This is a genomic window from Sulfuriferula sp. AH1 (assembly GCF_002162035.1).
In the GTDB taxonomy this organism is placed as follows: domain Bacteria; phylum Pseudomonadota; class Gammaproteobacteria; order Burkholderiales; family Sulfuriferulaceae; genus Sulfuriferula.
Window position 1 is genome coordinate 2,662,688 of sequence record NZ_CP021138.1, and the last position, 24,455, is coordinate 2,687,142.

Consider the following 24,455-nt stretch of genomic DNA (forward strand, 5'->3'; position numbering starts at 1 on the left):
CCGGACTACGCCAGTTCGGCAGACTCGCCTTCCTGACGATAATTCTGCATGCGGCTATAGAGCGTTGTACGGTTGATACCAAGCATTTTCGCTGCCTTCGACAGATTGCCGTGCGTCAATGCCAGTGCGGCATCCACATAGCTCTTTTCCCATTCCTTCAGGGTCAGGTCGAGGTGGAAGTTCGCCATGGTCTGCAAATGCTTGCGCGCCAGCTCATACAAGGCCTTGCCGTCGCCCGGCAGCAAAATATCGTTGGCTGGCGCGACATCCGTATCCAGCTCGGCTTCGAGCTGCCCGACCCCCACCTGCTGACCGGGATATTTGGTCGTCAGGCGGATGACGATGTTGCGCAATTCACGCACATTGCCGGGGAAATGATAATCCATCCACAATTCGGCAGCTGCTGCATCCAGAATGAAGGCAGCCATCTCGGCTTCACGCGCATAGAACATGCGGAAATACTTGAGCAATTCGAGCCTGTCCGTCCCCAGTTCGCGTAACGGCGGAACGCGAATCTCGAAGACCGAGAGGCGGTGATACAAATCCGCCCGGAATCGCCCGGCTTTGATCTCCTGACGCAAATCGCGATTCGTCGCGGCAACCACGCGCGCATGAGAAATACGTGACTGAGTTTCACCTACACGTTGATACTCGCCATTTTCCAGCACGCGCAATAATTTGGCTTGCAGCTCCAAAGGCAATTCGCCGATCTCATCCAGAAACAGCGTGCCCTCGCTCGCTTCTTCAAAATAGCCGGCGCGATTGTTAACGGCGCCGGTAAATGCGCCTTTACAATAACCGAACAAAGTGGGTTCGACCAGCGTCGGCGAGATCGCGGCACAATTCAGCGCAAGGTAGGGTTTATGAGCGCGATTCGCCTGCTGATGTAGGCCGGCGGCTACCAGCTCCTTGCCGCTGCCGGACTCGCCTTCGATCAACACCGGAAACGGCGCATTGGCATATTGATTTACCTGTTGCCGCAGCTTTTCCAGCTTGTAACTCATACCGACAATACAGCACTGCACCGCTGGCGCTTCGGTTACCGCTTCGCGTTCAACATCCTGGATTTTTAATGCACTGAATAACAGCGCCTTGATTTGCTGAGGTTCACAGGGTTTGCCGACAAAATCGATTGCCCCCAGCGCTCGGGCATGGCGGGCATTTACTTCGTCATTCTGCCCTGACAGCACCAGTATCTTGATATTGGGAGCGACTCCCAGCAAATCGCTGATCAAATGAAATCCTTCATCCGGCTTATGCGGCATCGGCGGCAATCCCAAATCGATCAAAGCCAGCTGCGGTGGCGTGCCCAGCTGGGTCAGCAAACTTTTAACCTGCGCCCGCGAGTCTGCGACGAATACCTCGAAATCACGCGACAACACGAAACTCAACGTGTCGGTGATCAACGGATCATCATCTACGATTAACAAACTGGGCTTATTGGACTGCAAAACCGCTCCCCTTAACAATTAAATTAATTCTTATATGTACGACAAATTTTATCCTACAAGAATAAACCAGTTGGAATCATAGAGCAAACATCTCTCTATGGTAAAATTGTCTGTTTTTTAATTTTCAGCCTCCCCAGACACCATGAAAGATTTTATTCGCCACCTTGCCGAGCAGAGCCGGCTGGATGCAGTGCCCGTCAATACCGCGCTGAACGACGCATTGACCCATTTGGACAATATGCTGGCAGGGATAGCCGCGGCATTGCAAGTAGAGTACATAGGGCCCTATGTCGGTGTGGAAACACTGAACGCGCATGCGATGGTAGTACGCGCACATGAATGGCAGATTCACCAGCCCAGCTGGAGCATGAAAATCTGCTCCGCCATTCCCGAAGCCAATTACCGCGCGGAATGGCCGGCCCAGGGCGCCAGCCGCTTACGTAAGCGCCTGATCGTCAAAGCCTTGCCGGCATTTTTTGCAGGTTACGCCGAAGCCGTGCGTCAGGCAGGCAAAGCCGATACGGCTGCCGGCCAGCGCGTCATCGCTCTGGAACAGCAATTTAACCATGCCTAAACCGCCGGTCGAATTGCTCGCGGGCACCGCCACTGCCAGCATCATAATGCTGCATGGACTGGGTGCTGACGGCTTCGATCTGGCGCCTGTTGCCCAAGCGCTGGATCTGCCCGATGTCCGTTTCATCCTGCCTCATGCCGAGCCGCGACCGGTCACCATTAACGGCGGTTATGTCATGCCGGCCTGGTACGACATATGCCAGCCCGATCTGAGCCGGGAACAGGATGACGCAGGATTTGCACAGGCAAGAGAGATCGTCGCTAACTTGATCCGGCATGAAATAGCGCGGGATATCAGCAGCACAAGAATAATATTGGCGGGTTTTTCACAGGGAGGAGCGGTTGCACTGTATAGCGGCCTGACTCTGGGCCTGCCGCTGGCGGGGATTGCAGCATTATCGGCTTACCTGCCCCAATTACCGGCGGCAGTCAATCAAACGCTGCCGATATGGGCTGCACACGGCACCCGGGACGATGTTATTCCACTAAGTCTGAGCCAGGCGAGTTACGCCCGACTGGCGGAATCGCAGCTGGAAATGCACCTTTATCCGATGGCGCATGAAATCAGCATGAACGAGATAGCCGATCTGCGCGCATGGCTGCAAACACAGATCGGCTAAAGCACCGCGATCAGGCTTTCTGTCCGGTCAGGTGCAGATAACGATCCATCAGTTGATCATGCGTCTCTTCGATTCCGACCGGAATACAATCTACCGGACAGACTTCGACACATTGGGGCGCATCATAGTGGCCGACGCATTCCGTGCATTTATTGGGATCGATTTCATAAATCGAATCGCCCTGAGAAATCGCTTCGTTAGGACATTCCGGCTCACACACATCACAATTGATGCATTCATCAGTAATCATTAGCGACATACAACTTCCTTCTTGGTAATTAATCTAAACCGACATTTTCTGCTGTAGCCGAGCCAGTACCGCGGGATGGACAAACGGGCTGACATCGCCGCCGAGCACAGCGATTTCCCGTACCATGCTGGCGGAAACAAACATGAATTGCTCGGCTGGCGTCATGAACACCGTTTCAATTTGCGGATTGAGGTTACGATTCATTCCCGCCAACTGGAACTCATACTCGAAATCCGATACCGCCCGCAAGCCCCGCAATACAATATGCGCCCGCTGTGCCGCAACAAAATCCATCAGCAGGCCCGAAAAACCGAGTACGCGCACATTCGGCATATCGGCGAACACCAGCTCCGCCATCGCCACCCGTTCATCCAGCTCGAAAAACGGACACTTATGCCCTGCCAGCGCCACTGCAACCACGATCTCGTCGAATATCCGCGTCGCGCGCCGAACCAGATCTTCGTGGCCGCATGTCACTGGATCGAACGTACCGGGGTAAACCGCAATTTTATGCATACCCATTACCCATCATATTGAGCCTGTTGCAGCAAATTAAAGTACGCCAGACCCGCTCGCCCTTCGCGCCAGACCACCCAGCCGTCCGGCAGCTGCAGACTGCCGTCATGCTCGACGTAAACATAGGCCCCCGGATTCAGCAAAGGCGGCAACATCGCCAGCACCGCAGCTTGCAGACCTAATTTGAACGGCGGATCTATCAGCACCAGATCAAATTTGTGCTGCGTCAACAGCGGCGCAGACTGAGAGAGCAATTTTACCCCATCGGCGCATTCAAGAATAATATTGTTTACATTTAACATGGTCTGATTCGCCCGCAACGCTATACAGGCCGCCCGGTTGCTTTCCACCATGACCACACGCGCCGCGCCGCGCGAAGCCGCTTCAAACCCCAGCGCGCCACTCCCCGCAAACAGATCCAGACAATGCCAGCCGGGCAAATCCTGCCCCAGCCAGTTAAACAACTTCTCCCGCACTGCATCAGCCGTGGGCCGCAAACCTTCGACATCGGGAAAGCTCAGCAGACGACGGCGCCATTGCCCGCCGATGATGCGCACACGATTGCGCTGCGCTGTTTTCATATGCGCCTTTTATCTTTCATTTGCCTGTCACCGGACTCCCTACCACCACAGTTACCATTTTATCAGGGTGGATGTGGCGTGCAAATGCAGTACGGATCTGCTCGGCCGTAACCTCGGCCACATGCTTTGGAAAATCATCCAGATAAGTCAGCGGCAGGTGATAAAAGCCGATGACTGCCAGATATTCCAGGATTTCCTTGTTGCTATCTATGCGCAACGGGAATCCGCCGATGATATTGTTTTTCGCCTGGGTCAATTCATCCTCTGTCACCCCTTGGGCCAGGAAATCCGCCAGTGTCTGGCGCACTACCTGCAGAGCCTGATCGGTCTGATCTGCCCGGGTTTGCAAGCCGATCTGGAACGCACCGGCCTGGCGCATAGGCATGAAATAGCTGTACACGCTATAAGCCAGTCCGCGTTTTTGCCGGACTTCGTTCATCAGCCGCGAATCGAATCCGCCGCCGCCGAGAATATAGTTCCCCACATACAGCGCATAATAATCCAGCGCACCGCGCTCCACACCCGGCTGCCCGATCAGTATCTGACTTTGTTTGGCCGGGAACGGGATAGACCGCACTACCGCCGACGTCAATGCCGGCACCGGCGGAATCGCTGTACTCGCGGCTCCTTTCGCAGCGGGAAGCGCATGGGTCAATTGCCGGGCGACCGCATCGGCCTGCTCGCGGGTAATATCACCCATCAGCGCCACCACGGCACCTGCCGCGCTGTAATGACTGCGATAAAATGCCTGCAAATCGGCTGCATTGAGTTTACTGACGCTGTCAATCTCACCCGATTCGCGGTGCCCATAAGGATGATTCATGAATACGGCACGCTGAAATGCGCGCCCGGCAATACTCGCAGGCTGCCCCTCGGATTCTCTCAATTCCGCAATCACGCGTGTCTTCTCCCGCTCCACGATGGGGGCAGCAAAAGCGGGCTGGCTCAGCACCCGCGCCAGCATCGCCAATGCGGCCCCGCGCTCCGCCGGACTGCTCAAGGTGCGCAACACCACACCCGCCCGATCTGCATCCAGGCGTCCACCCAGCTCCGCGCCCACATCCGCCAGACCGTTGGCGATCTGGTTGTCGCTCAGGCCGCCTGCGCCCTGATCCAGCAAACGGTGGGTCAGGCTGGCCAAGCCGTCTTTTCCCGCCGGGTCGAACGCACTGCCCGCAGGAAAATCCACACTTACATCCAGCATCGGCAGGTCATGGCTTTCCACGAAATAGACCTGGGCGCCGTTCGCCAGTTGCCAGTGCTGAATGGGCAAACTTGCATGGGCCAACGCAGTAACGCAGAAACTCAGTAATACTATCCAGATACGCATTAAATTTACCTCAATTCAAATGACGTGAAGCCCCGACCGGGAGCTGTGCAGGCTGTTTATCAGCAGCGAGCGGTTGCGGATCCAGCGTCGCCACCGTCAGTTCGTCGTCGATCAGATACTTGCGCGCCACCGCCTGCACCTGCGCTGCGCTGATCGCCTGCACCTTGGCCACCTGTTCAGCTACCGCGGACACGGGCAAACCGGCGGTCACGTATTCACCCAGCTGCATCGCCTGATAAAACGCCGAATCGCGCTGATAGACATTGGTTGCAATCACCTGCGCCTTCACCCGCTTGAGCTCATCGGAACTTATCCCGTCGCGGATAATGGATTGCACCTGGGCACGCAACGCCGCTTCCAGATCGGCAACGGTTTTCCCCTGCGCGGGCGTGCCGTCCAGCATGAACAATCCCGGCCCGCGCGCTACCATGTCATAGCTGGCGCCAGCCTCGGTCGCGATGCGCTGCTCGCGCACCACGAAGCGCCCGAGCCGGGCGGCATCATTGCCGTCCAGCACCCCTGCCAGTACGGCCAGTGCATACGGCTCCCAATCGTGTTCGGGATCGCGCAATTCCGGCGCATGATAGGCCATCAACAGATAAGGCACTTTTGCCGGCGCCTTGACATTGACCCGCCTGATCCCGGTCTGCGCCGGTTCTGTTTGCGGTTTGCGGTCAGGCAGGGCCTTGGCGGGGATAACCCCGAAATAGCGTGCAGCCAGCTCCTTCACTGCATCTGCATTCACATCGCCGACCACCACCAGCGTTGCATTATTGGGGGCATACCAGCGCTGATACCAGTCACGCGCATCATTCACCGTCATGTGTTCCAGATCATTCATCCAGCCGATAACCGGGCGCCGGTACGGGTTTTCCTGAAAAGCCACAGACATCATGTTTTCGTACACCAGCGCTTGCGGCTGATCTTCGGTACGCATGCGCCGCTCTTCCCTGACTACCTGATTTTCCTTGACGAAGTTATCCGCCGATAAATTCAGGTTATGCATACGATCAGCTTCCAGTTTCAGCGCCAATTCCAGTCTGTCTTTCTGCAATTGCTCGAAGTAAACCGTATTATCAAGACCGGTGAATGCGTTCTCGCGGCCGCCTGCGGCCGCAATCAGCTTGGAGAACTGCCCGTCGGGCACCTCTTTGGTGCCTTTGAACATCAGATGTTCCAGCATGTGCGCCACGCCGGTGGTGCCGTTAAATTCATCCATGCTGCCGGCCCGGTACCACAGCTGCGACACCACTATCGGCGCACGGTGATCCTCCTGTACGATCACCTTCAATCCGTTATCCAGCTGAAACTGCTGCACCGCCGCCGCTGCCGGCAATGCACACCACAACAAGCCTGTTGCTATCCACCGTCTCATCTTTTACCCTTCATTCAGATACTGCCATCACGATTGATGGAGCATGATAAAATAATCCTGCTCGAATATTACCTAAATCCGGCGCAACCAGCGCATGGATTTAAGCATATTTCGCCCCTTATTATCCTAATTTGTTTAACTGTTGAAAGACTATCCTTATCGTGTTTAGTTTCTTCAAAAAATCCGGCGACAAATCCGCACCCCCTGTCACGGAATCCGCGCCAGCAGCCGTACCAGCTGTTCCTGAAATCGAGGCTCCCAAGCTTTCCTGGGCGCAGCGCCTGAAGCAGGGGCTGAGTCGTACCCGCGAGCAGCTCGGCAAACAGCTGACGGGCTTGTTCAGCCTGGGCGGAAAAATCGACGAGGCGCTGTTCGAGGAACTGGAAACCATCCTGCTTACCGCCGACGTAGGTGTGGAAGCGACGCAAGCCCTGCTCGACCAGCTGCGTACCCGCGTGCGCAAAGACAAGTTTACCGACGCGCATCAGCTTCAATCCGCGCTGCGCGATGCATTGATAACGCTGCTCGCCCCGCTGGAGGCACCACTCGACGTCAGTACGCACAAGCCTTTCGTCATCATGATGGCAGGCGTAAACGGCGCCGGCAAAACCACCACCATAGGCAAACTGGCCAAATATTATCAGGCGCAGGGGAAATCGGTATTGCTGGCCGCCGGCGACACTTTCCGCGCGGCCGCCCGCGAACAGCTCATGGTATGGGGCGAACGCAATGGCGTCACCGTGATCGCCCAGGAAGGCGGCGATTCTGCGGCAGTCATCTTTGACGCCATCGCGGCTGCACGCGCCCGCAACATCGACATCGTGCTGGCCGACACCGCCGGGCGCCTGCCGACCCAGATGCACCTGATGGAAGAGATTCGCAAGGTCAAACGCGTCATCCAAAAGACCGACCCGCAAGCTCCCCATGAAGTGTTGCTGGTGCTGGATGCCAACACCGGACAAAATGCCGTCACCCAGGTCAAAACCTTTGACGATGCGCTGGATGTGACAGGACTGGTACTGACCAAACTGGACGGCACTGCCAAAGGCGGTGTCATCGCTGCCATTGCCAAGACCCGGCCGCGACCGATACGCTTTATCGGCGTTGGCGAAAGCCTGGACGATTTGCGCCCCTTCGTCGCCAGCGATTTCGTTGACGCCCTATTTGAGGATAATGCCGCATGATACGTTTCGATCGTGTCACCAAACGTTACCCCGGCGGTTATGAAGCACTGAAGGAAGTGAGTCTGGAAATTGCTGCCGGGGAAATGGTGTTCCTCACCGGCCACTCCGGCGCCGGGAAAAGCACGCTGTTGAAACTGATTGCCGCCATCGAACGCCCGACTTCGGGCTCGGTGGTCGTCAACCAGCAAAACGTCGGCAAAATGCGGCGCGCGGCCATCCCTTACCTGCGCCGCAATATCGGGCTGATTTTTCAGGATCACAAACTGCTGTTCGACCGCAGTGTCATGCAAAATGTACTGCTACCGCTGCAGATCGCCGGTTTCTCGCGCCATGATGCCGCATCCCGCGCACGTGCCGCACTCGATAAAGTCGGTCTGCTGCATCGCGAGAAAACCAATCCCATCGCGTTATCCGGCGGCGAACAGCAACGCGTCTGCATCGCTCGCGCGGTAGTCTCGCGCCCGGCCCTGCTGCTGGCCGACGAACCCACCGGCAATCTGGATAGCGAATATGCCAGCGAAATCATGATCATGTTCAAGGCATTCCATCAGGCCGGCACCACCGTAGTTATTTCCACCCATGACCATGCCGCCGTACTCAGCGGCGACAGCCGCATTATTCGGCTCGACCATGGGAGCATGCAGACATGAAAATCTGGTTGATGCACCATCGCCGTGCCATTTTCGCCACACTGGCAAACATGGCAGCCACCCCAGTCGCCAGCCTGTTTACCCTGTTTGCAATAGGCGTTGCATTAAGTCTGCCTGCCGGCATGTACGCACTGCTGGATAACGCGACCCAGATTGCAGGCACTTTGCCGAACCAGGCAGAAATCACCGTATTCATGCGTGACGATGCCGGCTCCGCGGATATTGCCAGATTGCAGCAACGGCTCGGCGGTATGCAGGGCTTGTCCGACAAGCGCTTCGTCTCCAGACAGGACGCTTTGCAGACATTATCGAAACAAATGGGCATGGCAGAACTGGCAACCGAATTGCCGAAGAATCCGTTACCCGATGCCTGGATCGTCACCCCGGCAACCGCGGACGCAGATACCGTCAGCCGGCTGGTCACCCAGCTGCGCCAGCTGCCCGGGGTGGCGACCGTGCAGGCCGATCATCAATGGGTGCAACGCCTTGATGCGTTGCTGGATCTGGGCCGCAACATGATCGGCATGCTGGCCGTTATTCTCGGTGTTGCGCTGATCGCCATTTCCGGTAATACCATACGCCTGCAAATCATTACCCGTCATGCCGAGATTGAAGTCAGCCGTTTAATCGGCGCCACCGATCGTTTTATCCGCCGGCCGTTTTTATATTTTGGCGTAATCCAAGGACTTATGGGCGGCATCATCGCATGGGGCATCGTCAGCCTGAGCATTGCCCTGCTGGCACCACAAGTCAGCCTCCTGGGCAAGCTCTACGCCAGCAATATCCGACTGCACAATCTGGATTTCATGCACACCCTCATCCTGCTTGGCAGCGCCGGCATTCTCGGCTGGGTCGGCGCTTACATCGCAGTGGGGCGCACCCTGTCGCAGATAGAAAAAAATCCTTGATCACGGTATGGAACTTTCCGACATTAGCACTCTCTGAAATAGAGTGCTAAAATTATCGCAAAGGAGGTAATCACTAAATGTCATTGACTATGAGTTTACCCGCATTAAGCAACAATGCGACCAGTCTGGAAAGCTATATCCACACTGTAAACAGTTATCCCATGCTTACGCCTGAGGAAGAAACCAGCCTGGCTACCCGTCTGCGCGATCACAATGACGTTGATGCCGCAGGACGGCTGGTGCTGTCGCATTTGCGCGTTGTGGTCAGCATCGCTCGTAAATACATAGGCTATGGACTGCCACAGGCTGATTTGATCCAGGAAGGCAATATCGGCCTGATGAAAGCGGTCAAACGTTTCGACCCCGATCGCGGTGTTCGCCTGGTTTCATTTGCCATGCACTGGATCAAGGCCGAGATGCATGAATATATCTTGCGCAACTGGCGCATGGTCAAGATCGCCACGACCAAAGGCCAGCGCAAGCTGTTCTTCAATCTGCGCAGCCTGAAAACGGGCTCTAACAGCCTGACAACCGGCGAGGCTGATGCAATGGCCAAAACGCTGGGAGTGAAGCGGGAAGAGGTTCTGGAAATGGAAACCCGTTTCAACGGCCAGGATGTGACACTGGAACCGCAGAGTGAAGACGGCGAAGAAACTTATGGGCCACTGGCTTATTTAACCGATACCGAAGCCGAACCTTCGCAGATTCTGGCACGCGAAGAACAGGAACGGCTCTCCAGCACCGGGCTGGTGGATGCACTCGACTCGCTCGATCCGCGTAGCCGCCATATTGTCGAAGCCCGCTGGCTGCGTGAAGATAACCCGGCGACTTTGCACGACCTCGCTGCGGAGTATGACATTTCCGCCGAGCGCGTACGCCAGATTGAGCAAAAAGCCATGCAGAAAATGAAGCTGGCGCTGGCTGCTTGACAGCACCTCAGCCTTTACTCCAAATAAAAACCCCGCTCTGGCGGGGTTTTTATTTGGCAATTCTTGAGAGCAACCTAGCCAAATATGATGACCGAAAAAAAACTCAACCAAGCAGTAACGATCAAACTAACCACAACGGTCATTGGTAAATTGGTCTTATGAAAAATCCCTTGAGACATGCCAGCACTCCTTCAAACATTTATTAATTGGTTAATTGTAAACCATTTCAGTTCATTACTGCAATTCTGACTTGCGCCGTTCCTCATTCTGTTCAGTTTGATTCGACGGTAGCATAGGATCATCCTCATCCATCAGAATACGCTGTGCCGGCCCTTCCAAATCTTCAAATTGCCCGCTTTTAATCGCCCAGAATGCACCCAGAGCCATGACGAGGATAAAAACCGCCGTCAGCGCCAGCAGAAAAACCAATGTAGAGACAGTCATTTAACGCAACCTTAGTGCATTCAATACTACAATTAACGAACTAATCGACATACCCAAGGCCGCCGCCCAAGGCGAGACATAACCCAGCGCCGCAAACGGCAAGGCGGTGAAATTATAAATGGCAGCCCACAATAAATTCTGCCGCATGACTTTCAACGTGCTTTTACCGGTATCCAGCGCGGCGGCAACGTCATGCAATTTGCTGGACAACAGCACGATGTCGCTTGTTTGACTCGCAACATCGGTTCCCGTTCCCATCGCAAACGAAACTTGCGCACCCGCCAACACGGGCGCGTCATTGATGCCGTCACCCACCATGGCAACCACATCGCCGCGCGCTTGCAATGCCTGTAATACGGTTAATTTATCCTGGGGTTTCTGCTGTCCATGATAGTTTTTCACACCTAATTGCGCGGCCACGTGGGCTACCGCCGCAGCACTATCGCCCGACAATATGCTCACGCCAATACCTCGTGTCTGCAGCGTATCGACGGCAGCCTTTGCATCGGCACGCAACGGATCAGCCAGCACAAATACCGCCTGTACGCTTTGCATATCGCATAACCAGACGAGTGTTGCTCCAGGAAACTCCGCCTGAATTTCGGCCTCATTTTGCCCGCGACTTGGCTGTGCAAAGTCTCGGTTACCCAATGTATATGCCACGCCGCCGATTTCACCGGAAACACCTTCCCCCGGAAAATTACGCGCACCTGTTGCTTCAAGCAACAATCCGGCATCCACCCTGCGCACAAAAGCCTGCGCCAGAGGATGCTCGGAAGCCCGTTCCAGACTGGCTGCGATGCGACTGCAATAGTCTTCATCTGCCACTCCGAGCTTGATTACCGCGACAATCTCAGGCCTGCCAATAGTCAGCGTGCCGGTTTTATCGAATACCACATGATTGACTTGGGCAAGTGTCTCCAGCGCGTGACCACGCATGACCAGAATGCCGCGTTTGATGAGATGCGAGCCTGCCGCCGCCAACGCCGCGGGCACTGCCAGCGACAGCGCGCATGGGCAGGTAACCACCAGTACTGACAAGACGATCTCGAATGCACGACTGCTATCCACCCGCAACCAGGCCAGCACGACGATCACAGCGAATATCAGCAAGCCTAGGGTAAACCATGCTGCAACACGGTCAGCGAGCATAGCGATTTTTGGCTTTTCCGCCTGAGCCTTATCGACCAGGCGTACTATTCCAGCCAGAATCGTATTCTCGCCCACCCCGGTAACCTTAAGCGTTAACGGGCCTTCCAGATTCACGCTACCGGCAATCACATTATCACCGATGCGCTTCGCCACAGCCATGGATTCCCCTGTCAGCAACGATTCATCAACACTGGATATGCCTTCCACGACGACGGCATCGGCAGCAATCGTTTCGCCAGGCTTGGTTAAAATATGATCACCGAGCAGCAGATCGAGTACCGGCACATACTCCTGCTGGCCATTCTGCAGCCGCATTGCCATTGCCGGCTGCAATTTCAACAGATTTTCCGCCGCCTCGACTGATTTTTCCCGTGCCCCTGTTTCCAGCAGACGGGTTGCCAGCAGGAACAGGGTAAACATGCCGATGGTGTCGTAATACACATGCGTGCCGCCCATCACGGTTACCCATACGCTACCGGAAAATGCAGTCAATATGGCCAATGCGACCGGCACATCCATGTTCAAATGCCCGGTCTTCAGCCCGCTCCATGCCGAACGGTAAAATGGCCACGCAGCGAATACGACAACCGGCACCGTCAGCAGCAAACTAAACCAGCGCAGCAAGCGCACCATATTCGCATCGATGCCGTACCAGGAACCGGCATACAATCCCACAGCCAGCATCATCACCTGCGCGGCAGCGATGCCTGCGATTGCAATACGCTGCAAATCCTTTTTACGCTGGCTTTTGCGCAACTGATCCGCCTGGCGCGCATTGTATGGATGGGCGTTATAGCCCAGCAATTGGATTTCCTGCAGGATTCTGGACAGACCGATCTTGCGCTCATCCCACGAAACGCGCGCGCGATGACTGGCATAATTGACGTCGATGGACAGCACGCCATCCAGCTGTTTAAGGTGACGTTCATTTAGCCATATGCAGGCAGCACAGGTAATTCCTTCCAGAATCAGCACGGCTTCCTTGCAATGCTCTCCCGCATCAATCACGAAACTGCGCTGTATCTCCGGATGGTCGTACAAGGCGAGTTTTTTGATCTCGTCAGGCAATACTTCCTGACCGCTCGCCGGCATGGCAGTGCGGCTGCGATAATATTCGACCAGCCCGTTATCGACTATGGATTGGGCAACCGCCTGACAGCCACGGCAGCACATCCCCCGATCAACATGATCGATGTGAACACGATAATTATATCCCGCGGGAACCGGTTGCCCGCAGTGATAACAAAGCTCCGCCATTTCACTCATCGTTATAGTCAAGAATGCGTTTTGACACTCACGTCGCGGTCTGCTTCTATGCGCTTTCCTTCCGCTTCTATGGTCGTACGCATGACCCAGCTGCCGCCATCCGGAATACTGAATTGACCAGAGTAATTACCCCCCCCCACATCATCCAGACGCGTCTGCGCCAAAGCCTCGACATTACCCGGACGGAAAAAGCGCACTTGAACGTCAGCATTCCCGATTGGTTGGGATGTTTTGTCATGTAACTGCACACTTATCGCATTGGTATAAGCATTTCCGGCTACCAACGAATTTGCGCCTGCTATCTCGATGCGCCAACCCAATTCGCGCAAACTGGATAATTGTTTCAAATGCTGGTTTTCCGCATTCGCGGCTTGTTCATTATGCTCGGTAACGCCTGAAAAACCTGTATATACAGGTTTTTCTTTCGCTCGCGGCAGGAACAAGCTGGCCACATAAGTGGATACACCCTTGGTTGAAATGGAAACGAAAGCGCCGTCAACGACAAACAGAATCAAAAAGAAACCCACAAATATTTTCGGTATCCAGTGCAAACCTTTTCCGGATCGCTGCCCCGGCTGGCCAAGCAGCGTCATCGCTGTTGCCGTGGTGAAAAAAACCGCCAAATGCACAGAAACGATATCCAGACTCAAGTCATTTATCAGGCTGTAACTCAAGATCGCTATGCTGACAACAGCAGCGGAAATAACCCCTCTCCAGTAATTCCCGATACCGAAACGCCCAAGCAACCAATGTATAAATACAACCGCTACTACACCACCAAACAAGGTTTGCACCAAAGTCATCATTCTGCCTTTTCACTATAGAAACTAGCCGCTTCCACGGCACGATCAGTCGGGTTATTGAGCGACTGAATTACAAATTCGAAGTGTTCATATTTTTTCGTCTGATTGGGTTGCAGCTTGACACTGGCCTGCACGATAACGCTCTTGCCACTATGCACCGTCACATTTTGCATTTCACCTAGGTCAAGTGCGCCGGACGGCAAATCTTTTGCGGTGATCCTGTACTGCACATCACGATCCGATTTGTTAGTCAGACGGATCTGATAGCGATTACGAATTTCACCGCTCGACAACACCACAAACAGAGGTTGCCTGATCTGCTGCACGCTATGTTCAAAGTCGGTACGCTGGTTAATGCTGTAAATCAGCCCTGCAGACATGCCGACTATGGCCAGCACGTAGCCCAAAAGCTTCCACCGCTTCCAGTCTATGTACGGAGCCTTGGGCACAGAAGCCGCCAGATTGGCTTCCGAATCATAGCGTATCAAACCACGCGGATATCCCATCGAGTCCATGATGTTGTTGCAGGCATCTATGCAAAGACCGCATGAGATACAGCGATATTGCAACCCGTCTCTGATATCTATCCCTGCCGGGCATACCTGTACGCAAAAACCGCAATCGATGCAATCGCCGTGCCCTTGGTTCAGACGGGTTTGCCTGTCCTTCAGCTCACCCTTCGGGGATATACGACCCCTATCGCCTTCTCCACGCCGCACATCATAAGCCACAGCCAGCGTTTCCGGATCGTACATTACACTCTGAAAGCGCCCGTAGGGGCATACATACGCACAGATCTGCTCCCGCATGAATCCGGCAGCGAGGTAAGTCGTCAGCGTTAATCCGATAACACCTACATAGGCGGCATAGGCGGCATGCCCGATGAAGAAGCGATGCAGCAAATCCGGTGCATAGCCGAAATACAGTATGAATGTCATCCCGGTCCAGAAAGCCACCAATAACCAGATCAAATGAGTAGATCCGATTTTAATAACCTTTTCAGCATTCCATGGCTGCTTAAGCAGGCGCAGACGCGCGGGGCGTTCGCCCTGGATCAGATGCTCTACCCAGATAAACAGATCGGTCCATAAAGTCTGAAAGCAAAAATAACCACAGAACGCCCGGCCTATCAAGGAAGTTGCAAAGAACAGGATGACTGCCGAAATAAATAGCAACAAAGCCAGCCAAAACACGTTCTGAGGGTAAACCACCAGATTGAAGATAAAGAAGCGCCGACCGTCCATATCAAACATCACGGCTTGCGAGGCCGCGTCATGCCTGGACCAGGGCAGCCATGGCAATACAAAATATACGCTATACGCCAGCAACAGTATGGCAGATTTCAAATTCCGAAAACGGCCTTTTACGGATCTCGTCACCACGGGAATCCGTTTTTCATAAAGCTTGACAGGCTGTTCGATTCCAGTATTCATCTAGACTCCGCAATGCAAAACCCCCGCACAGAGCGGGGGCTTTGACGTTCAGCAATTATAAAAGTCAATAGCTTGCACTATGCTTACTTACCACCACCCAATTCATGTACATAAACAGCCAACAGCTTGATTTGGTCTGCCGATAAACGATCTTTCCATTCAGGCATTACGCCTTTGTTAAGACCATTTCGGATCACGTTCTTGACAGCTTCTTCTTTACCGGCAATCGTATCTGCACCTGGCACGTTAGCCCACAGCCATATTTTGTCCGTCAAATTTGCCGAACCGATTTCCTGACGGCCTTTTGCATTCGCACCATGACAGTAATAACACGCTGCGGTTTCAGAATGAAACAGCACATCGCCAGCTTGCGCACTTGCAGGATTAACCGCAATTTTTGACAAACTTAATACGTAATCAGCCAGCTGCGACACTTGCGTATCAGTCAGCACCTCGGCAAATGGTGGCATGTAACCATGGCGACCGCCGGTAATGGTTTGCTGAATATTCGCAAAATGGCCGCCGTACAACCAGTCATCATCCGTTAGATTGGGAGCAAATCCAATTTTTCCCGCCCCGCCCTGCTGATGGCACGGCGCACAGTTATCCGAAAAAATCTGTTTACCTGCCGAGACCACAAAGCTGTTTAACTCAGGGTCTTTGGTAATTTGTTCAAACGGCGTATTGGCCACCTTGGTGTAATAAGGTTTTTGCGCAGCAACCGCTTCATTGGTTTCTGCCATCAATAACGCACGCGTATTCCAATGCGTCGTTTTGGTTATCCCTTTATCATTCACATAGGTGATCGTATTAAAGCCTTTGGTGAAACTTCCGCCAATTGGCCACGCCGGGTATATAAACCAATAAATCACAGCCGATGCAACACTAATGTAAAACGCGTACAGCCACCAATTAGGGATGGGATTGTTGTATTCCTGCAAATCACCGTCCCAGGCGTGACCAGTTGTCTGTGGTCCCTGCGTTTGCTTATTATCCTGACTCATTTTTTATCTTCCTTGGTTTCAGATTCATCATCAAGAAATGGCATATTTTTGTAGCTTTCCAGCCGTTCGCTTCGTTTTTTGCTGCCAAACACATAAAACAATATCAGCACAAATAAAACAAACAGAATCACGAGTGCGACAGGTTTAGTGTTTTCAAACGATGCGAACCAATTTAGCCATTCCATGATGAGTAGCCTAGATTAACGATATTTGACGAATGCATCATCGTCGTATTTGCGGAAATCAACCATCGTTCCCAGCACTTGGAGATACGCTACGAGAGCATCCATTTCGGAAATACTGCTCCGATCACCGTCATAGTTACCTTGCTGCGCTTGCTCAATCAGGTTTTTACGAGCATCAGCAATGTTCAACATTTTCGCGGTTTCTTTACCGAATTTCTTAACGTTTGCTTCATATTCGTCTTTATTCAGCGAATAAGGCACACCAACTTCACGTAACGCCTTCATACGATCTGTTATGTCAGAAATATCCAGCTCAGTCGTCAATAACCATGGGAAGTTTGGCATCACGGATTCCGGCACCATAGAGCGCGGGCTAACCAGATGTGCAACCTGCCATTCATTCGAGTACTTTTTACCAACACGCGCCAGATCAGGGCCTGTTCGCTTGGAACCCCACTGGAAAGGGTGGTCATATTGGGATTCAGCAGCCAATGAATAATGCCCGTAGCGCAATGCTTCGTCACGGAACGGACGAATCATTTGCGAATGACACAGATAGCAGCCTTCGCGCTGATATATATCACGCCCACGTAATTCCAGCGGTGTGTAAGGGCGCACGCCATCAACCTTCTCTACCGTGTCCTTGATGAAGAACAATGGCGCAATTTCCACCAAACCACCAATACTGATCGCCAACATCGTTAACACCAGTAACAAACCGATGTTGGTTTCAATCCACTCATGCTTAAAGTTAAACATTTAATTATATCCCTTCGGTTATGCGCTAGCCATGCCGGTCATTTTGCCATGTGAAGCAGCATGTAATTTGGCTGCTTCACGCTTACCTTGACGAATAGTCATCATTACGTTGATGAACATCAGGCTCATACCGGTCACGAAGAACATACCGCCGATAGCACGCATTGCATAGAATGGATGCATAGCTGCAACAGATTCAACAAACGAGTATTGCAAATTGCCGAATTGATCAAATGCACGCCACATCAAACCTTGGGTAATACCGGATATCCACATTGCAGTGATATACAGCAGCACGCCGATAGTCGCGAACCAGAAGTGGACTTCAATCAGTTTCTGACTCCACATCTTGGTATTCCACAATTTGGGAATCATGTGATAGAGCGAACCGAAACTTACCATCGCCACCCAACCCAATGCACCCGAGTGCACATGACCGACCGTCCAGTCCGTGTAGTGGGACAGTGCATTCACATCTTTCAGAGCCATTAACGGACCTTCGAAAGTGGACATGCCGTAGAAGGACAGCGCCACGATCAGGAAGCGCATGATAGGATCGGTACGTAATTTATCCCAGGCACCTGACAAGGTCATAATGCCGTTAATCATGCCGCCCCAGGATGGCAGCAACAACATGATGGAGAAAGTCGCGGCCAAAGTGGAAGTCCAGTCAGGCAACGCGGTCCAGTGCAGGTGATGCGCACCTACCCACATGTACAGGAAGGACAATGCCCAGAAGTGAACGATGGACAAGCGATACGAAAAAATCGGACGGCCGGCTTGCTTGGGCACGAAATAGTACATCATCCCCAGGAACGCTGCTGTCAGGAAGAAACCCACAGCATTATGGCCATACCACCATTGGGTCATCGCATCTTGAGTACCCGAGAACAGGCTGTACGACTTCATCGAGAATAGGCTGATAGGCACTGCCAGATTGTTGAAAGTATGCAGCAATGCTGTTGCCAGAATAAACGCGAGGAAGAACCAGTTGGCAACGTAGATATGCGGCTGCTTGCGACGCATGATCGTCCCCACGAACACCGCCAGATATGTCACCCAGACCACTTCAATCAGGATATCTATCGGCCATTCCATTTCCGCATATTCGCGGCTTTGGGTATAGCCAAGCATATAGCTGATATCGGCCAGAAAAATAGCGGCCTGCCAACCCCAGAAGGTAAAGCTGGCCATGCCGTCACTGATCAGCCGGGCCTGGCAAGTACGCTGCACCACGTAATACGATGTAGCGAAGAGCGCGCTACCGCCAAAACCAAAAATCACACTACTCGTGTGTGCTGGACGCAAGCGCCCGAAGGTAATGTAAGGAATATCAAAATTCAGAAACGGCCAAGCCAGTTCGGATGCAATATATACGCCTATTGCCATTCCGATCAAGCCCCAAACCACCGCCATGATTGAAAATTTCTTAACAATCTCGAAATTGTACTGCTCTGAACCGCTAACTGTCGTAGCCGCCATGGGAGTCTCCTGCGCCGCTAAGTCTATAAAAAAGGGAATATGCTTAATCGAGCATTTTACCCGCGTCAATATGCCGCACGCAAGCTTTCTGCTTAACTATTACGAGAATAGTTCCCTAAAATTTCCAACTCCGCAATTATTAAAGACATTTTTATCTCAATATTTGACGCAGGTCGCTGGCGATATTTTCCGGCGTTTCCGCGAATGGCATTTTCAGACGCAAACGCCCTGCCGTGTCATAGACGTAAGTGAACGCACTATGGTCTACTGCGTAGCGTCCAGCCGAATCAGGCGCATGTTTGTGATAGTAAATATGGAATTTTTTTGCAGTAAGCGCGGTTTTGGCAGGGTCGGCATACAGTCCCATGAAAGTCGGGTTAAATGTAGGCACATATTGCCCCAGCACAGCCGGCGTATCCCGTTCGGGATCTACAGTTACGAATAATACCTGTACCCTGGCCGCATCAGCACCCAGCATTTTCATGGCGACCGAAAAATCATACAGTGTCGTGGGGCATACATCCGGACAATGCGTATAACCAAAAAAGACAGCAACCGCTTTGCCTCGAAAATCGTGCAATTGCCGATGCTGACCATTATGATCGATCAAGTCGAAATCCTGCGCATAATCTGCGCCGGTAATGTCTTCCGCAACCACGTTGGTCAGCGGGGGCGGTGGTTTTTGCTCACACCCGCACAACGTTATTGCAAGTGCATAGGCTGCCAGCAAACCGATACTTCGCATTTACGGCTCTGTTGGTAGCGCCGCTATGGGCATGTCCGCCAAACGATAACGTCCGCTTTGCACCGCCGTAGCCAAATCCGCCAGAGACATCTGATTCAGCATTTCGATTACCTTTTCCTTGATAGGCAACCAGCGCGCATGCACAGGACATGCCGTCTCATCGCTACAGCGCTTCAAACCCAACAAACAGCTTTGCGTAAAATCAGCACCTTCGGTCAATTGCAGCAACTGCATCAAGGACACCTGCGCGGCCTCTTCGCGCAGACAAAAGCCGCCTAAACGTCCACGGAAGGAATATAACAAACCGCCCTTGCTCAAGCTTTGCAATATCTTCGCCAGATAAGGCGCGGGCACGTTTAACCGCGCCGCTATATCCTTGTTAAGCACAGGCGCGCCAGGCGGCTGGGTTGCCATATAAATCATCGCTTGGACGGCGTATTGACTGGTTCGAGAAAGAATCACAATATCACCTTATGCCATATATAATCCAACATCAACCCGGCAAATACAGCCGCACCAAGCCAATGGTTATGCAGGAATGCACGAAAACATTTCTCCGGCTCACGCCCGCGTATCAATCCGTAATGATAAAGCGCAATGCCTGCAGCCACAACCAGCCCGGAAAAATAGGCAAGGCCTCGCTGATCCTGCCATCCCACCCAGGCCAGCAATCCTAACGCCATGGCGTAACACAACATGACCGCGAACACATCAAAACGACCGAAGGTAATCGCCGAGGTTTTAATTCCTATCTTTAAATCATCCACCTTGTCTACCATGGCATACTCGGTATCATACGCCACCGCCCAGAACACATTCGCCAGCAGCAGCATCCAGGCTTGTCCAGGCACAATGCCTTGCACTGCAGCATAAGCCATAGGGATACCGAACCCGAACGCGATTCCCAGGTAGGCTTGCGGGATGGCTAGAAAGCGCTTGGTATAAGGATAGCTCGCCGCCAGCAATAACGCGGGAACGGACAATAGCATCACCAGCTTATTGAGCGGCAAGATTAGCAAAAACGCCAGTAGTGACAAAACCACTGCCAGCAATAACGCTTCTTTGCCGGATATCCGCCCAGCCGCCAGCGGTCGGTCTTTGGTACGCGCCACATGCGGATCAAATTCACGGTCCGCATAATCGTTGACGACACAACCGGCCGAACGCATCAACACGGTACCAAGCATGAATATCCATACGACCAGCCAGGCCGGATGTCCTGCCGAGGCAAACCACATCCCCCATAGCGTAGGCCATAGCAATAACAGAATACCGATAGGCTTATCCAGGCGCATCAGCTTTTCATACTGTTCCAATCGTTCAGTCAGGATCATAAAGTCAGAATATCCGGTAAAAACACTTCGGTCACGAGTATACGTCGCGTCGTCAATGCAAATAAGGAACGCCGCGCCCACAAACTGGGCGGTGGCCGAGAAATTGCCGCAGCAGCCTGCGCGTACAGCGGATGACGCGCATCTATTTTCCTGAACTGCATGCATTCGCGGCGCACTTGCGGGTCGGCGAATAAAGCCGCACCCAAGGGATGATTCCCCAATCGCCCCAGCTTCGCCCACCGTCCGACCAGACTCGGGTAAGGCAGTACACTGTGCGCGAACACCATCGGCATTGCGCCGCAGGACAAATACACCTCGCGCAACAAAGCATGCTGCTTGATACCAAGCCCCGTGATTCGAACTTCATCCAGCAACGGAGGCGCATCACGCTGACCTATTTCATGCACCGTAAAATCTGCGCATCGGCCGCAAATGCGCTGTGTGAGCGAACCTGGATCGAGCAACCACGCCCGCATTGAGTCCGGTACCCCGCACAAGGCCTCATGCCATCCTGACAAGCCCATCACGCCTGCATACCGCCCACCGCCATTATTTGGTTCCGATATAAGCCATCATTGCCTTGTATTGCATCATATCCACCGGCTCAAAATCAGGGAAACCTGCACCGCGGAAACTTTGCATTGCATTCGCATCCTTGCTGGCATTCAGCAACGCCTGCGTAATTTTTTGCTTGAAAGCAGCCGGATAGTCACCACGCACCGCAAAAGTCAAATGCGGCGCACCCTCGCTTTGCATGATCAGATTCAAGTCCATGCCGCCGCTATTGTTCCATGAGTTGTACACAATCGAATTCGCCACGCCCACGTCGATCAAATGGTATTTGAACGCGGTATAAACACCATCTATATCATGATAATAACTCACGCTTTTGAAATAGGTAGCCGGATTGATTTTCATCTCCCGCAACTTCGCCAATGCCAGCAACGTGATCATCGAATTCCTGTCGGTAAAGCCGATACGCTTGCCTTTCATGTCTTCAGGAAACGCAATACCGGATGATGCCGGTGCCGCAAACGCAGCGGCCAGTTGGCCCGGCACTCGCGCCACCGGCTCATATCCGGCAACTGCATTGGCTTCCATAATCATGGAAGCGGGCGCAAACATCAAACCGAACCGCTTCTGTTTCGCCTCGGCGATCAACTTGTCGTGTTCACGTATGGTCTCCACCTTGACCGGCATACCCAGCACTCGCGACAAATACGCGGTGAAACCGCGTGAATCCTGAGCCGCTTGGATTGGGCTGCGGTTATAATCCTGAAATCCGATAAACATCGTTTCTGCCGCAGTTGCCGACATGGCATACAGCCACAAACCCATCACCCACAATTTCTTCATTGTCATCGTCCCTTAATTATTATTTAAATCAACTAAATTCTAACACGCATCAATGGATTGTAACCGCAACGCAACATTATGCCTTGCCAAATTCCTGGCGTCCGCTCAGCCAGCGCGACAAATGCGATGCCACCGCTGCCGGATATTTATCCAGCATGATATCAGCAGCCTGTTGCGCCCTGTCCAGCAAATCCGCATCCTCCGCCAGGTCTGCAAAACGCAGCATCGGCGCTCCCGATTGCCGCGCCCCCAAGAACTCGCCCGGACCGCGCAAATTAAGGTCTTCGCTGGCAATATAAAACCCGTCGGCGCTCTCGAATATGATTTTAAGTCGTGCCCGCGCCAACGCGGACAACGGCTGCTGATACAACAGCACGCATACGCTTTTCGCCGCACCACGCCCCACCCGGCCGCGCAATTGATGCAATTGCGCCAGCCCCATGCGTTCGGCGTGTTCGATCACCATTAACGAAGCGTTGGGCACATCCACCCCCACTTCGATCACCGTGGTCGCCACCAGCAAGCCCACCTGACCGGCAGCGAATTTCGCCATCACCGCCGCTTTATCGGCACTGTTCATGCGGCCATGCACCAGATCCACCCGCACACCGGGCAACGCTGCCGATAACGCGGTAAACGTATCGACCGCCGTCTGCAATTGCAGTTTTTCCGATTCCTCAATCAGCGGGCACACCCAATACACCTGCGCCCCTGAGTAGCACTTATCCCGCACCAGCCCGATCAACTCCTCGCGCCGGTTATCGGCCACCAGCTTGGTCACAATCGGTGTGCGCCCCGGCGGCAACTCGTCAATTACCGACACATCCAGATCGGCGTAATAACTCATCGACAACGTGCGCGGTATCGGCGTCGCGCTCATCATCAGCTGATGCGGCTGCGCCCCTTTTTGCCGCAAAGCCAGACGCTGCGCCACGCCAAAACGGTGTTGCTCGTCAATCACCGCCAAACCCAGACGCACGAACGCCACCTGCTCCTGAAACAGCGCATGGGTCCCCGCCGCCAGCATCGCCTCGCCGCTTACGAGTTTGTCCATGGCAGTCTGCCGGGCCTTTTTCGCCAGACTGCCTGTCAGCCACACCACCTCTACGCCCAGCGGCTCGAACCAGGAACGCAATTTATAGAAATGCTGTTCTGCCAGGATCTCGGTCGGTGCCATGAAAGCTGCCTGATAGCCTCCGCCAATGGCCTGGGCTGCGGCCAGCGCCGCAATCACGGTCTTGCCGCTGCCGACATCGCCCTGCAACAGCCGTTGCATGGGATAGGGCTCGGTCATATCGCGACCGATTTCCTGCCACACACGCTGCTGCGCTGCAGTCAGCGCAAACGGCAAGTTCGCCAGCAATTGCGCCGCCAGCTTGCCGTCTCCGCCGATTACGGGTGCACCCAACGCCCGCCGCGTTTGCCGCGCCAGGCGTAACGACAGCTGTTGAGCCAGCAATTCATCAAATTTGATGCGTTGCCAGGCCGGATGCACACGATCCGCCAGCGCCGCTAATGACGCCTCGGGAGCTGGACGATGCAAAGCCAGCACGCTCTCGCCGAAGCGCATTAACCGGTATTGCTCACGCAACGGCTCCGGCAAGCTATCCGTCAAATCCGCCTGTGCCAGCATCATCGCAATGTGCTTGCGCAACAGCGTTTGCGACACGCCGGCTGCTGCCGGATAAACCGGCGTCAGACTGTCCGGCAACGGCGTATCCGCACTCACTACGCGGCAGCGAGGATGCACCATTTCCACACCGAAGAATCCGCCGCGCGCCTCACCTACCGCACGAATCACATTGCCTGGCGTGAATTGCCTGGTCTGGCTGCCGTAAAAATGCAAAAACCGCAAACTCAGTTCGCCGTCCGCATCAGCGATACGGACAACCAACTGTTTTCGCGGTTTATATTGCACGTCACTGTGCGTCACCACCCCCTGCACCTGCGCCAGCTCGCCATGCAACACGTTGGCGATAGGCGTAATCCGGGTTTCATCCTCATAGCGCAATGGCAAGTGCAATAGCAGATCAGCATAAGTCGTCAGACCCAGCTTGGCGAAAGCTGCGGGCAAGGGTGCGGCCATATCCAGGCCAGCCACTTTATCGGCGGTGGCCATGTTGAT

At 53.7% G+C, this 24,455-nt stretch carries 26 protein-coding genes; 6 read left to right on the plus strand and 20 right to left on the minus strand.

From position 1 onward, the window contains the following. Positions 1-5 precede the first annotated feature (5 nt). Positions 6-1,430: a sigma-54-dependent transcriptional regulator gene (locus CAP31_RS13370; protein ID WP_369802413.1), complete on the minus strand. Its 1,425-nt coding sequence runs from the start codon at positions 1,428-1,430 to the stop codon at positions 6-8. Between the two features lie 163 nt (positions 1,431-1,593). Here CAP31_RS13370 and CAP31_RS13375 point away from each other — a divergent pair, with 163 nt between their 5' ends. Together CAP31_RS13375 and CAP31_RS13380 are read left to right on the plus strand one after the other, a co-directional pair. After that, positions 1,594-2,025 (plus strand): hypothetical protein, encoded by a 432-nt coding sequence (locus CAP31_RS13375; RefSeq protein WP_087447994.1) that lies wholly within the window; start codon positions 1,594-1,596, stop codon positions 2,023-2,025. Next, complete coding sequence (locus CAP31_RS13380; protein ID WP_087447995.1) at positions 2,018-2,644, plus strand: alpha/beta hydrolase; 627 nt, start codon at positions 2,018-2,020, stop codon at positions 2,642-2,644. The genes CAP31_RS13375 and CAP31_RS13380 overlap by 8 nt, the downstream gene beginning before the upstream one ends. Before the next feature lie 10 nt (positions 2,645-2,654). Here the strand turns inward: CAP31_RS13380 and CAP31_RS13385 are convergent, their stop codons facing one another. The 5 genes from CAP31_RS13385 to CAP31_RS13405 are packed head-to-tail and all read right to left on the minus strand — an operon-like array spanning position 2,655 to position 6,696. Next, complete coding sequence (locus tag CAP31_RS13385; protein WP_087447996.1) at positions 2,655-2,903, minus strand: YfhL family 4Fe-4S dicluster ferredoxin; 249 nt, start codon at positions 2,901-2,903, stop codon at positions 2,655-2,657. 24 nt (positions 2,904-2,927) lie between these two features. Then, a complete protein-coding gene (coaD, locus tag CAP31_RS13390) occupies positions 2,928-3,410 on the minus strand; it encodes a pantetheine-phosphate adenylyltransferase (RefSeq protein ID WP_087448399.1) in 483 nt (160 codons plus the stop codon). A 5-nt stretch (positions 3,411-3,415) separates the two neighbouring features. Further along, the gene (gene rsmD, locus CAP31_RS13395) at positions 3,416-3,991 is read right to left on the minus strand and encodes a 16S rRNA (guanine(966)-N(2))-methyltransferase RsmD (RefSeq protein WP_087447997.1); all 576 of its coding nucleotides are present in this window, start codon (positions 3,989-3,991) and stop codon (positions 3,416-3,418) included. A gap of 16 nt (positions 3,992-4,007) precedes the next feature. Continuing rightward, complete coding sequence (locus CAP31_RS13400) at positions 4,008-5,321, minus strand: pitrilysin family protein (protein WP_087447998.1); 1,314 nt, start codon at positions 5,319-5,321, stop codon at positions 4,008-4,010. Between the two features lie 10 nt (positions 5,322-5,331). Beyond that, positions 5,332-6,696: a pitrilysin family protein gene (locus CAP31_RS13405; RefSeq protein WP_087447999.1), complete on the minus strand. Its 1,365-nt coding sequence runs from the start codon at positions 6,694-6,696 to the stop codon at positions 5,332-5,334. Positions 6,697-6,857: 161 nt separating this feature from the next. On the opposite strand from CAP31_RS13405, the gene ftsY reads away from it, so the two are divergent. From ftsY to rpoH, 4 genes are all read left to right on the plus strand, one after another. Continuing rightward, positions 6,858-7,880 (plus strand): signal recognition particle-docking protein FtsY, encoded by a 1,023-nt coding sequence (ftsY, locus tag CAP31_RS13410; protein ID WP_087448000.1) that lies wholly within the window; start codon positions 6,858-6,860, stop codon positions 7,878-7,880. Continuing rightward, positions 7,877-8,530, plus strand: coding sequence for a cell division ATP-binding protein FtsE (ftsE, locus tag CAP31_RS13415; protein WP_087448001.1), 654 nt, complete (start codon positions 7,877-7,879; stop codon positions 8,528-8,530). The genes ftsY and ftsE overlap by 4 nt, the downstream gene beginning before the upstream one ends. Further along, on the plus strand, positions 8,527-9,438 hold the full coding sequence (ftsX, locus tag CAP31_RS13420; RefSeq protein WP_087448002.1) for a permease-like cell division protein FtsX: 912 nt from the start codon (positions 8,527-8,529) through the stop codon (positions 9,436-9,438). Before ftsE ends, ftsX begins: the two co-directional genes overlap by 4 nt. Positions 9,439-9,515: 77 nt before the next feature. Beyond that, positions 9,516-10,367 carry an RNA polymerase sigma factor RpoH gene (gene rpoH / locus CAP31_RS13425; RefSeq protein ID WP_087448003.1) on the plus strand — a complete coding sequence of 284 codons (852 nt, stop codon included), beginning with the start codon at positions 9,516-9,518 and terminating at the stop codon, positions 10,365-10,367. Between the two features lie 234 nt (positions 10,368-10,601). On the opposite strand, the gene ccoS is transcribed toward rpoH, so the two are convergent. From ccoS to recG, 14 genes are all read right to left on the minus strand, one after another. Further along, positions 10,602-10,811 (minus strand): cbb3-type cytochrome oxidase assembly protein CcoS, encoded by a 210-nt coding sequence (gene ccoS / locus CAP31_RS13430; protein ID WP_087448004.1) that lies wholly within the window; start codon positions 10,809-10,811, stop codon positions 10,602-10,604. Beyond that, positions 10,812-13,229, minus strand: a complete 2,418-nt coding sequence (locus CAP31_RS13435; RefSeq protein WP_087448005.1) for a heavy metal translocating P-type ATPase — start codon at positions 13,227-13,229, stop codon at positions 10,812-10,814. It lies immediately after the preceding gene. A gap of 8 nt (positions 13,230-13,237) precedes the next feature. Continuing rightward, a complete protein-coding gene (locus tag CAP31_RS13440; protein WP_087448006.1) occupies positions 13,238-14,035 on the minus strand; it encodes a FixH family protein in 798 nt (265 codons plus the stop codon). Further along, a complete protein-coding gene (gene ccoG / locus CAP31_RS13445) occupies positions 14,032-15,465 on the minus strand; it encodes a cytochrome c oxidase accessory protein CcoG (RefSeq protein ID WP_087448007.1) in 1,434 nt (477 codons plus the stop codon). Before ccoG ends, CAP31_RS13440 begins: the two co-directional genes overlap by 4 nt. A gap of 83 nt (positions 15,466-15,548) precedes the next feature. After that, on the minus strand, positions 15,549-16,469 hold the full coding sequence (gene ccoP / locus CAP31_RS13450; protein ID WP_087448008.1) for a cytochrome-c oxidase, cbb3-type subunit III: 921 nt from the start codon (positions 16,467-16,469) through the stop codon (positions 15,549-15,551). Further along, positions 16,466-16,654, minus strand: a complete 189-nt coding sequence (locus tag CAP31_RS13455; protein WP_087448009.1) for a cbb3-type cytochrome c oxidase subunit 3 — start codon at positions 16,652-16,654, stop codon at positions 16,466-16,468. Before CAP31_RS13455 ends, ccoP begins: the two co-directional genes overlap by 4 nt. A 15-nt stretch (positions 16,655-16,669) precedes the next feature. Next, entirely contained in the window at positions 16,670-17,413 is a 744-nt protein-coding gene (ccoO, locus tag CAP31_RS13460; RefSeq protein WP_087448010.1) for a cytochrome-c oxidase, cbb3-type subunit II, read from the minus strand. Positions 17,414-17,431: 18 nt separating this feature from the next. Next, the gene (gene ccoN, locus CAP31_RS13465) at positions 17,432-18,895 is read right to left on the minus strand and encodes a cytochrome-c oxidase, cbb3-type subunit I (RefSeq protein ID WP_087448011.1); all 1,464 of its coding nucleotides are present in this window, start codon (positions 18,893-18,895) and stop codon (positions 17,432-17,434) included. Positions 18,896-19,046: 151 nt separating this feature from the next. Further along, a complete protein-coding gene (locus CAP31_RS13470; RefSeq protein WP_087448012.1) occupies positions 19,047-19,640 on the minus strand; it encodes an SCO family protein in 594 nt (197 codons plus the stop codon). Next, positions 19,641-20,102 (minus strand): Rrf2 family transcriptional regulator, encoded by a 462-nt coding sequence (locus CAP31_RS13475; RefSeq protein ID WP_087448013.1) that lies wholly within the window; start codon positions 20,100-20,102, stop codon positions 19,641-19,643. Continuing rightward, the gene (gene ubiA, locus CAP31_RS13480) at positions 20,099-20,974 is read right to left on the minus strand and encodes a 4-hydroxybenzoate octaprenyltransferase (RefSeq protein WP_087448014.1); all 876 of its coding nucleotides are present in this window, start codon (positions 20,972-20,974) and stop codon (positions 20,099-20,101) included. Before ubiA ends, CAP31_RS13475 begins: the two co-directional genes overlap by 4 nt. Continuing rightward, positions 20,971-21,498, minus strand: a complete 528-nt coding sequence (locus CAP31_RS13485; protein WP_087448015.1) for a chorismate lyase — start codon at positions 21,496-21,498, stop codon at positions 20,971-20,973. The genes ubiA and CAP31_RS13485 overlap by 4 nt, the downstream gene beginning before the upstream one ends. Before the next feature lie 25 nt (positions 21,499-21,523). Next, the gene (locus tag CAP31_RS13490; protein ID WP_157662759.1) at positions 21,524-22,330 is read right to left on the minus strand and encodes a phosphate/phosphite/phosphonate ABC transporter substrate-binding protein; all 807 of its coding nucleotides are present in this window, start codon (positions 22,328-22,330) and stop codon (positions 21,524-21,526) included. Between the two features lie 76 nt (positions 22,331-22,406). Further along, positions 22,407-24,449: an ATP-dependent DNA helicase RecG gene (recG, locus tag CAP31_RS13495; protein ID WP_087448017.1), complete on the minus strand. Its 2,043-nt coding sequence runs from the start codon at positions 24,447-24,449 to the stop codon at positions 22,407-22,409. Between the last annotated feature and the right edge of the window lie 6 nt (positions 24,450-24,455).

Coding starts and splice junctions, on each gene's coding strand:
- ccoN (WP_087448011.1), bottom strand. CDS start 18,895: ATGGCGGCTACGACAGTTAGCGGTTCAGAGCAGTACAATTTCGAGATT.
- CAP31_RS13455 (WP_087448009.1), bottom strand. CDS start 16,654: ATGGAATGGCTAAATTGGTTCGCATCGTTTGAAAACACTAAACCTGTC.
- rpoH (WP_087448003.1), top strand. CDS start 9,516: ATGTCATTGACTATGAGTTTACCCGCATTAAGCAACAATGCGACCAGT.
- recG (WP_087448017.1), bottom strand. CDS start 24,449: ATGGCCACCGCCGATAAAGTGGCTGGCCTGGATATGGCCGCACCCTTG.
- CAP31_RS13440 (WP_087448006.1), bottom strand. CDS start 14,035: ATGATGACTTTGGTGCAAACCTTGTTTGGTGGTGTAGTAGCGGTTGTA.
- CAP31_RS13375 (WP_087447994.1), top strand. CDS start 1,594: ATGAAAGATTTTATTCGCCACCTTGCCGAGCAGAGCCGGCTGGATGCA.
- CAP31_RS13435 (WP_087448005.1), bottom strand. CDS start 13,229: ATGAGTGAAATGGCGGAGCTTTGTTATCACTGCGGGCAACCGGTTCCC.
- CAP31_RS13385 (WP_087447996.1), bottom strand. CDS start 2,903: ATGTCGCTAATGATTACTGATGAATGCATCAATTGTGATGTGTGTGAG.
- CAP31_RS13380 (WP_087447995.1), top strand. CDS start 2,018: ATGCCTAAACCGCCGGTCGAATTGCTCGCGGGCACCGCCACTGCCAGC.
- ubiA (WP_087448014.1), bottom strand. CDS start 20,974: ATGATCCTGACTGAACGATTGGAACAGTATGAAAAGCTGATGCGCCTG.
- ccoS (WP_087448004.1), bottom strand. CDS start 10,811: ATGACTGTCTCTACATTGGTTTTTCTGCTGGCGCTGACGGCGGTTTTT.
- coaD (WP_087448399.1), bottom strand. CDS start 3,410: ATGCATAAAATTGCGGTTTACCCCGGTACGTTCGATCCAGTGACATGC.
- CAP31_RS13485 (WP_087448015.1), bottom strand. CDS start 21,498: ATGGGCTTGTCAGGATGGCATGAGGCCTTGTGCGGGGTACCGGACTCA.
- ccoP (WP_087448008.1), bottom strand. CDS start 16,469: ATGAGTCAGGATAATAAGCAAACGCAGGGACCACAGACAACTGGTCAC.
- ccoG (WP_087448007.1), bottom strand. CDS start 15,465: ATGAATACTGGAATCGAACAGCCTGTCAAGCTTTATGAAAAACGGATT.
- ccoO (WP_087448010.1), bottom strand. CDS start 17,413: ATGTTTAACTTTAAGCATGAGTGGATTGAAACCAACATCGGTTTGTTA.
- CAP31_RS13400 (WP_087447998.1), bottom strand. CDS start 5,321: ATGCGTATCTGGATAGTATTACTGAGTTTCTGCGTTACTGCGTTGGCC.
- CAP31_RS13405 (WP_087447999.1), bottom strand. CDS start 6,696: ATGAGACGGTGGATAGCAACAGGCTTGTTGTGGTGTGCATTGCCGGCA.
- ftsE (WP_087448001.1), top strand. CDS start 7,877: ATGATACGTTTCGATCGTGTCACCAAACGTTACCCCGGCGGTTATGAA.
- ftsX (WP_087448002.1), top strand. CDS start 8,527: ATGAAAATCTGGTTGATGCACCATCGCCGTGCCATTTTCGCCACACTG.
- rsmD (WP_087447997.1), bottom strand. CDS start 3,991: ATGAAAACAGCGCAGCGCAATCGTGTGCGCATCATCGGCGGGCAATGG.
- CAP31_RS13490 (WP_157662759.1), bottom strand. CDS start 22,330: ATGAAGAAATTGTGGGTGATGGGTTTGTGGCTGTATGCCATGTCGGCA.
- CAP31_RS13470 (WP_087448012.1), bottom strand. CDS start 19,640: ATGCGAAGTATCGGTTTGCTGGCAGCCTATGCACTTGCAATAACGTTG.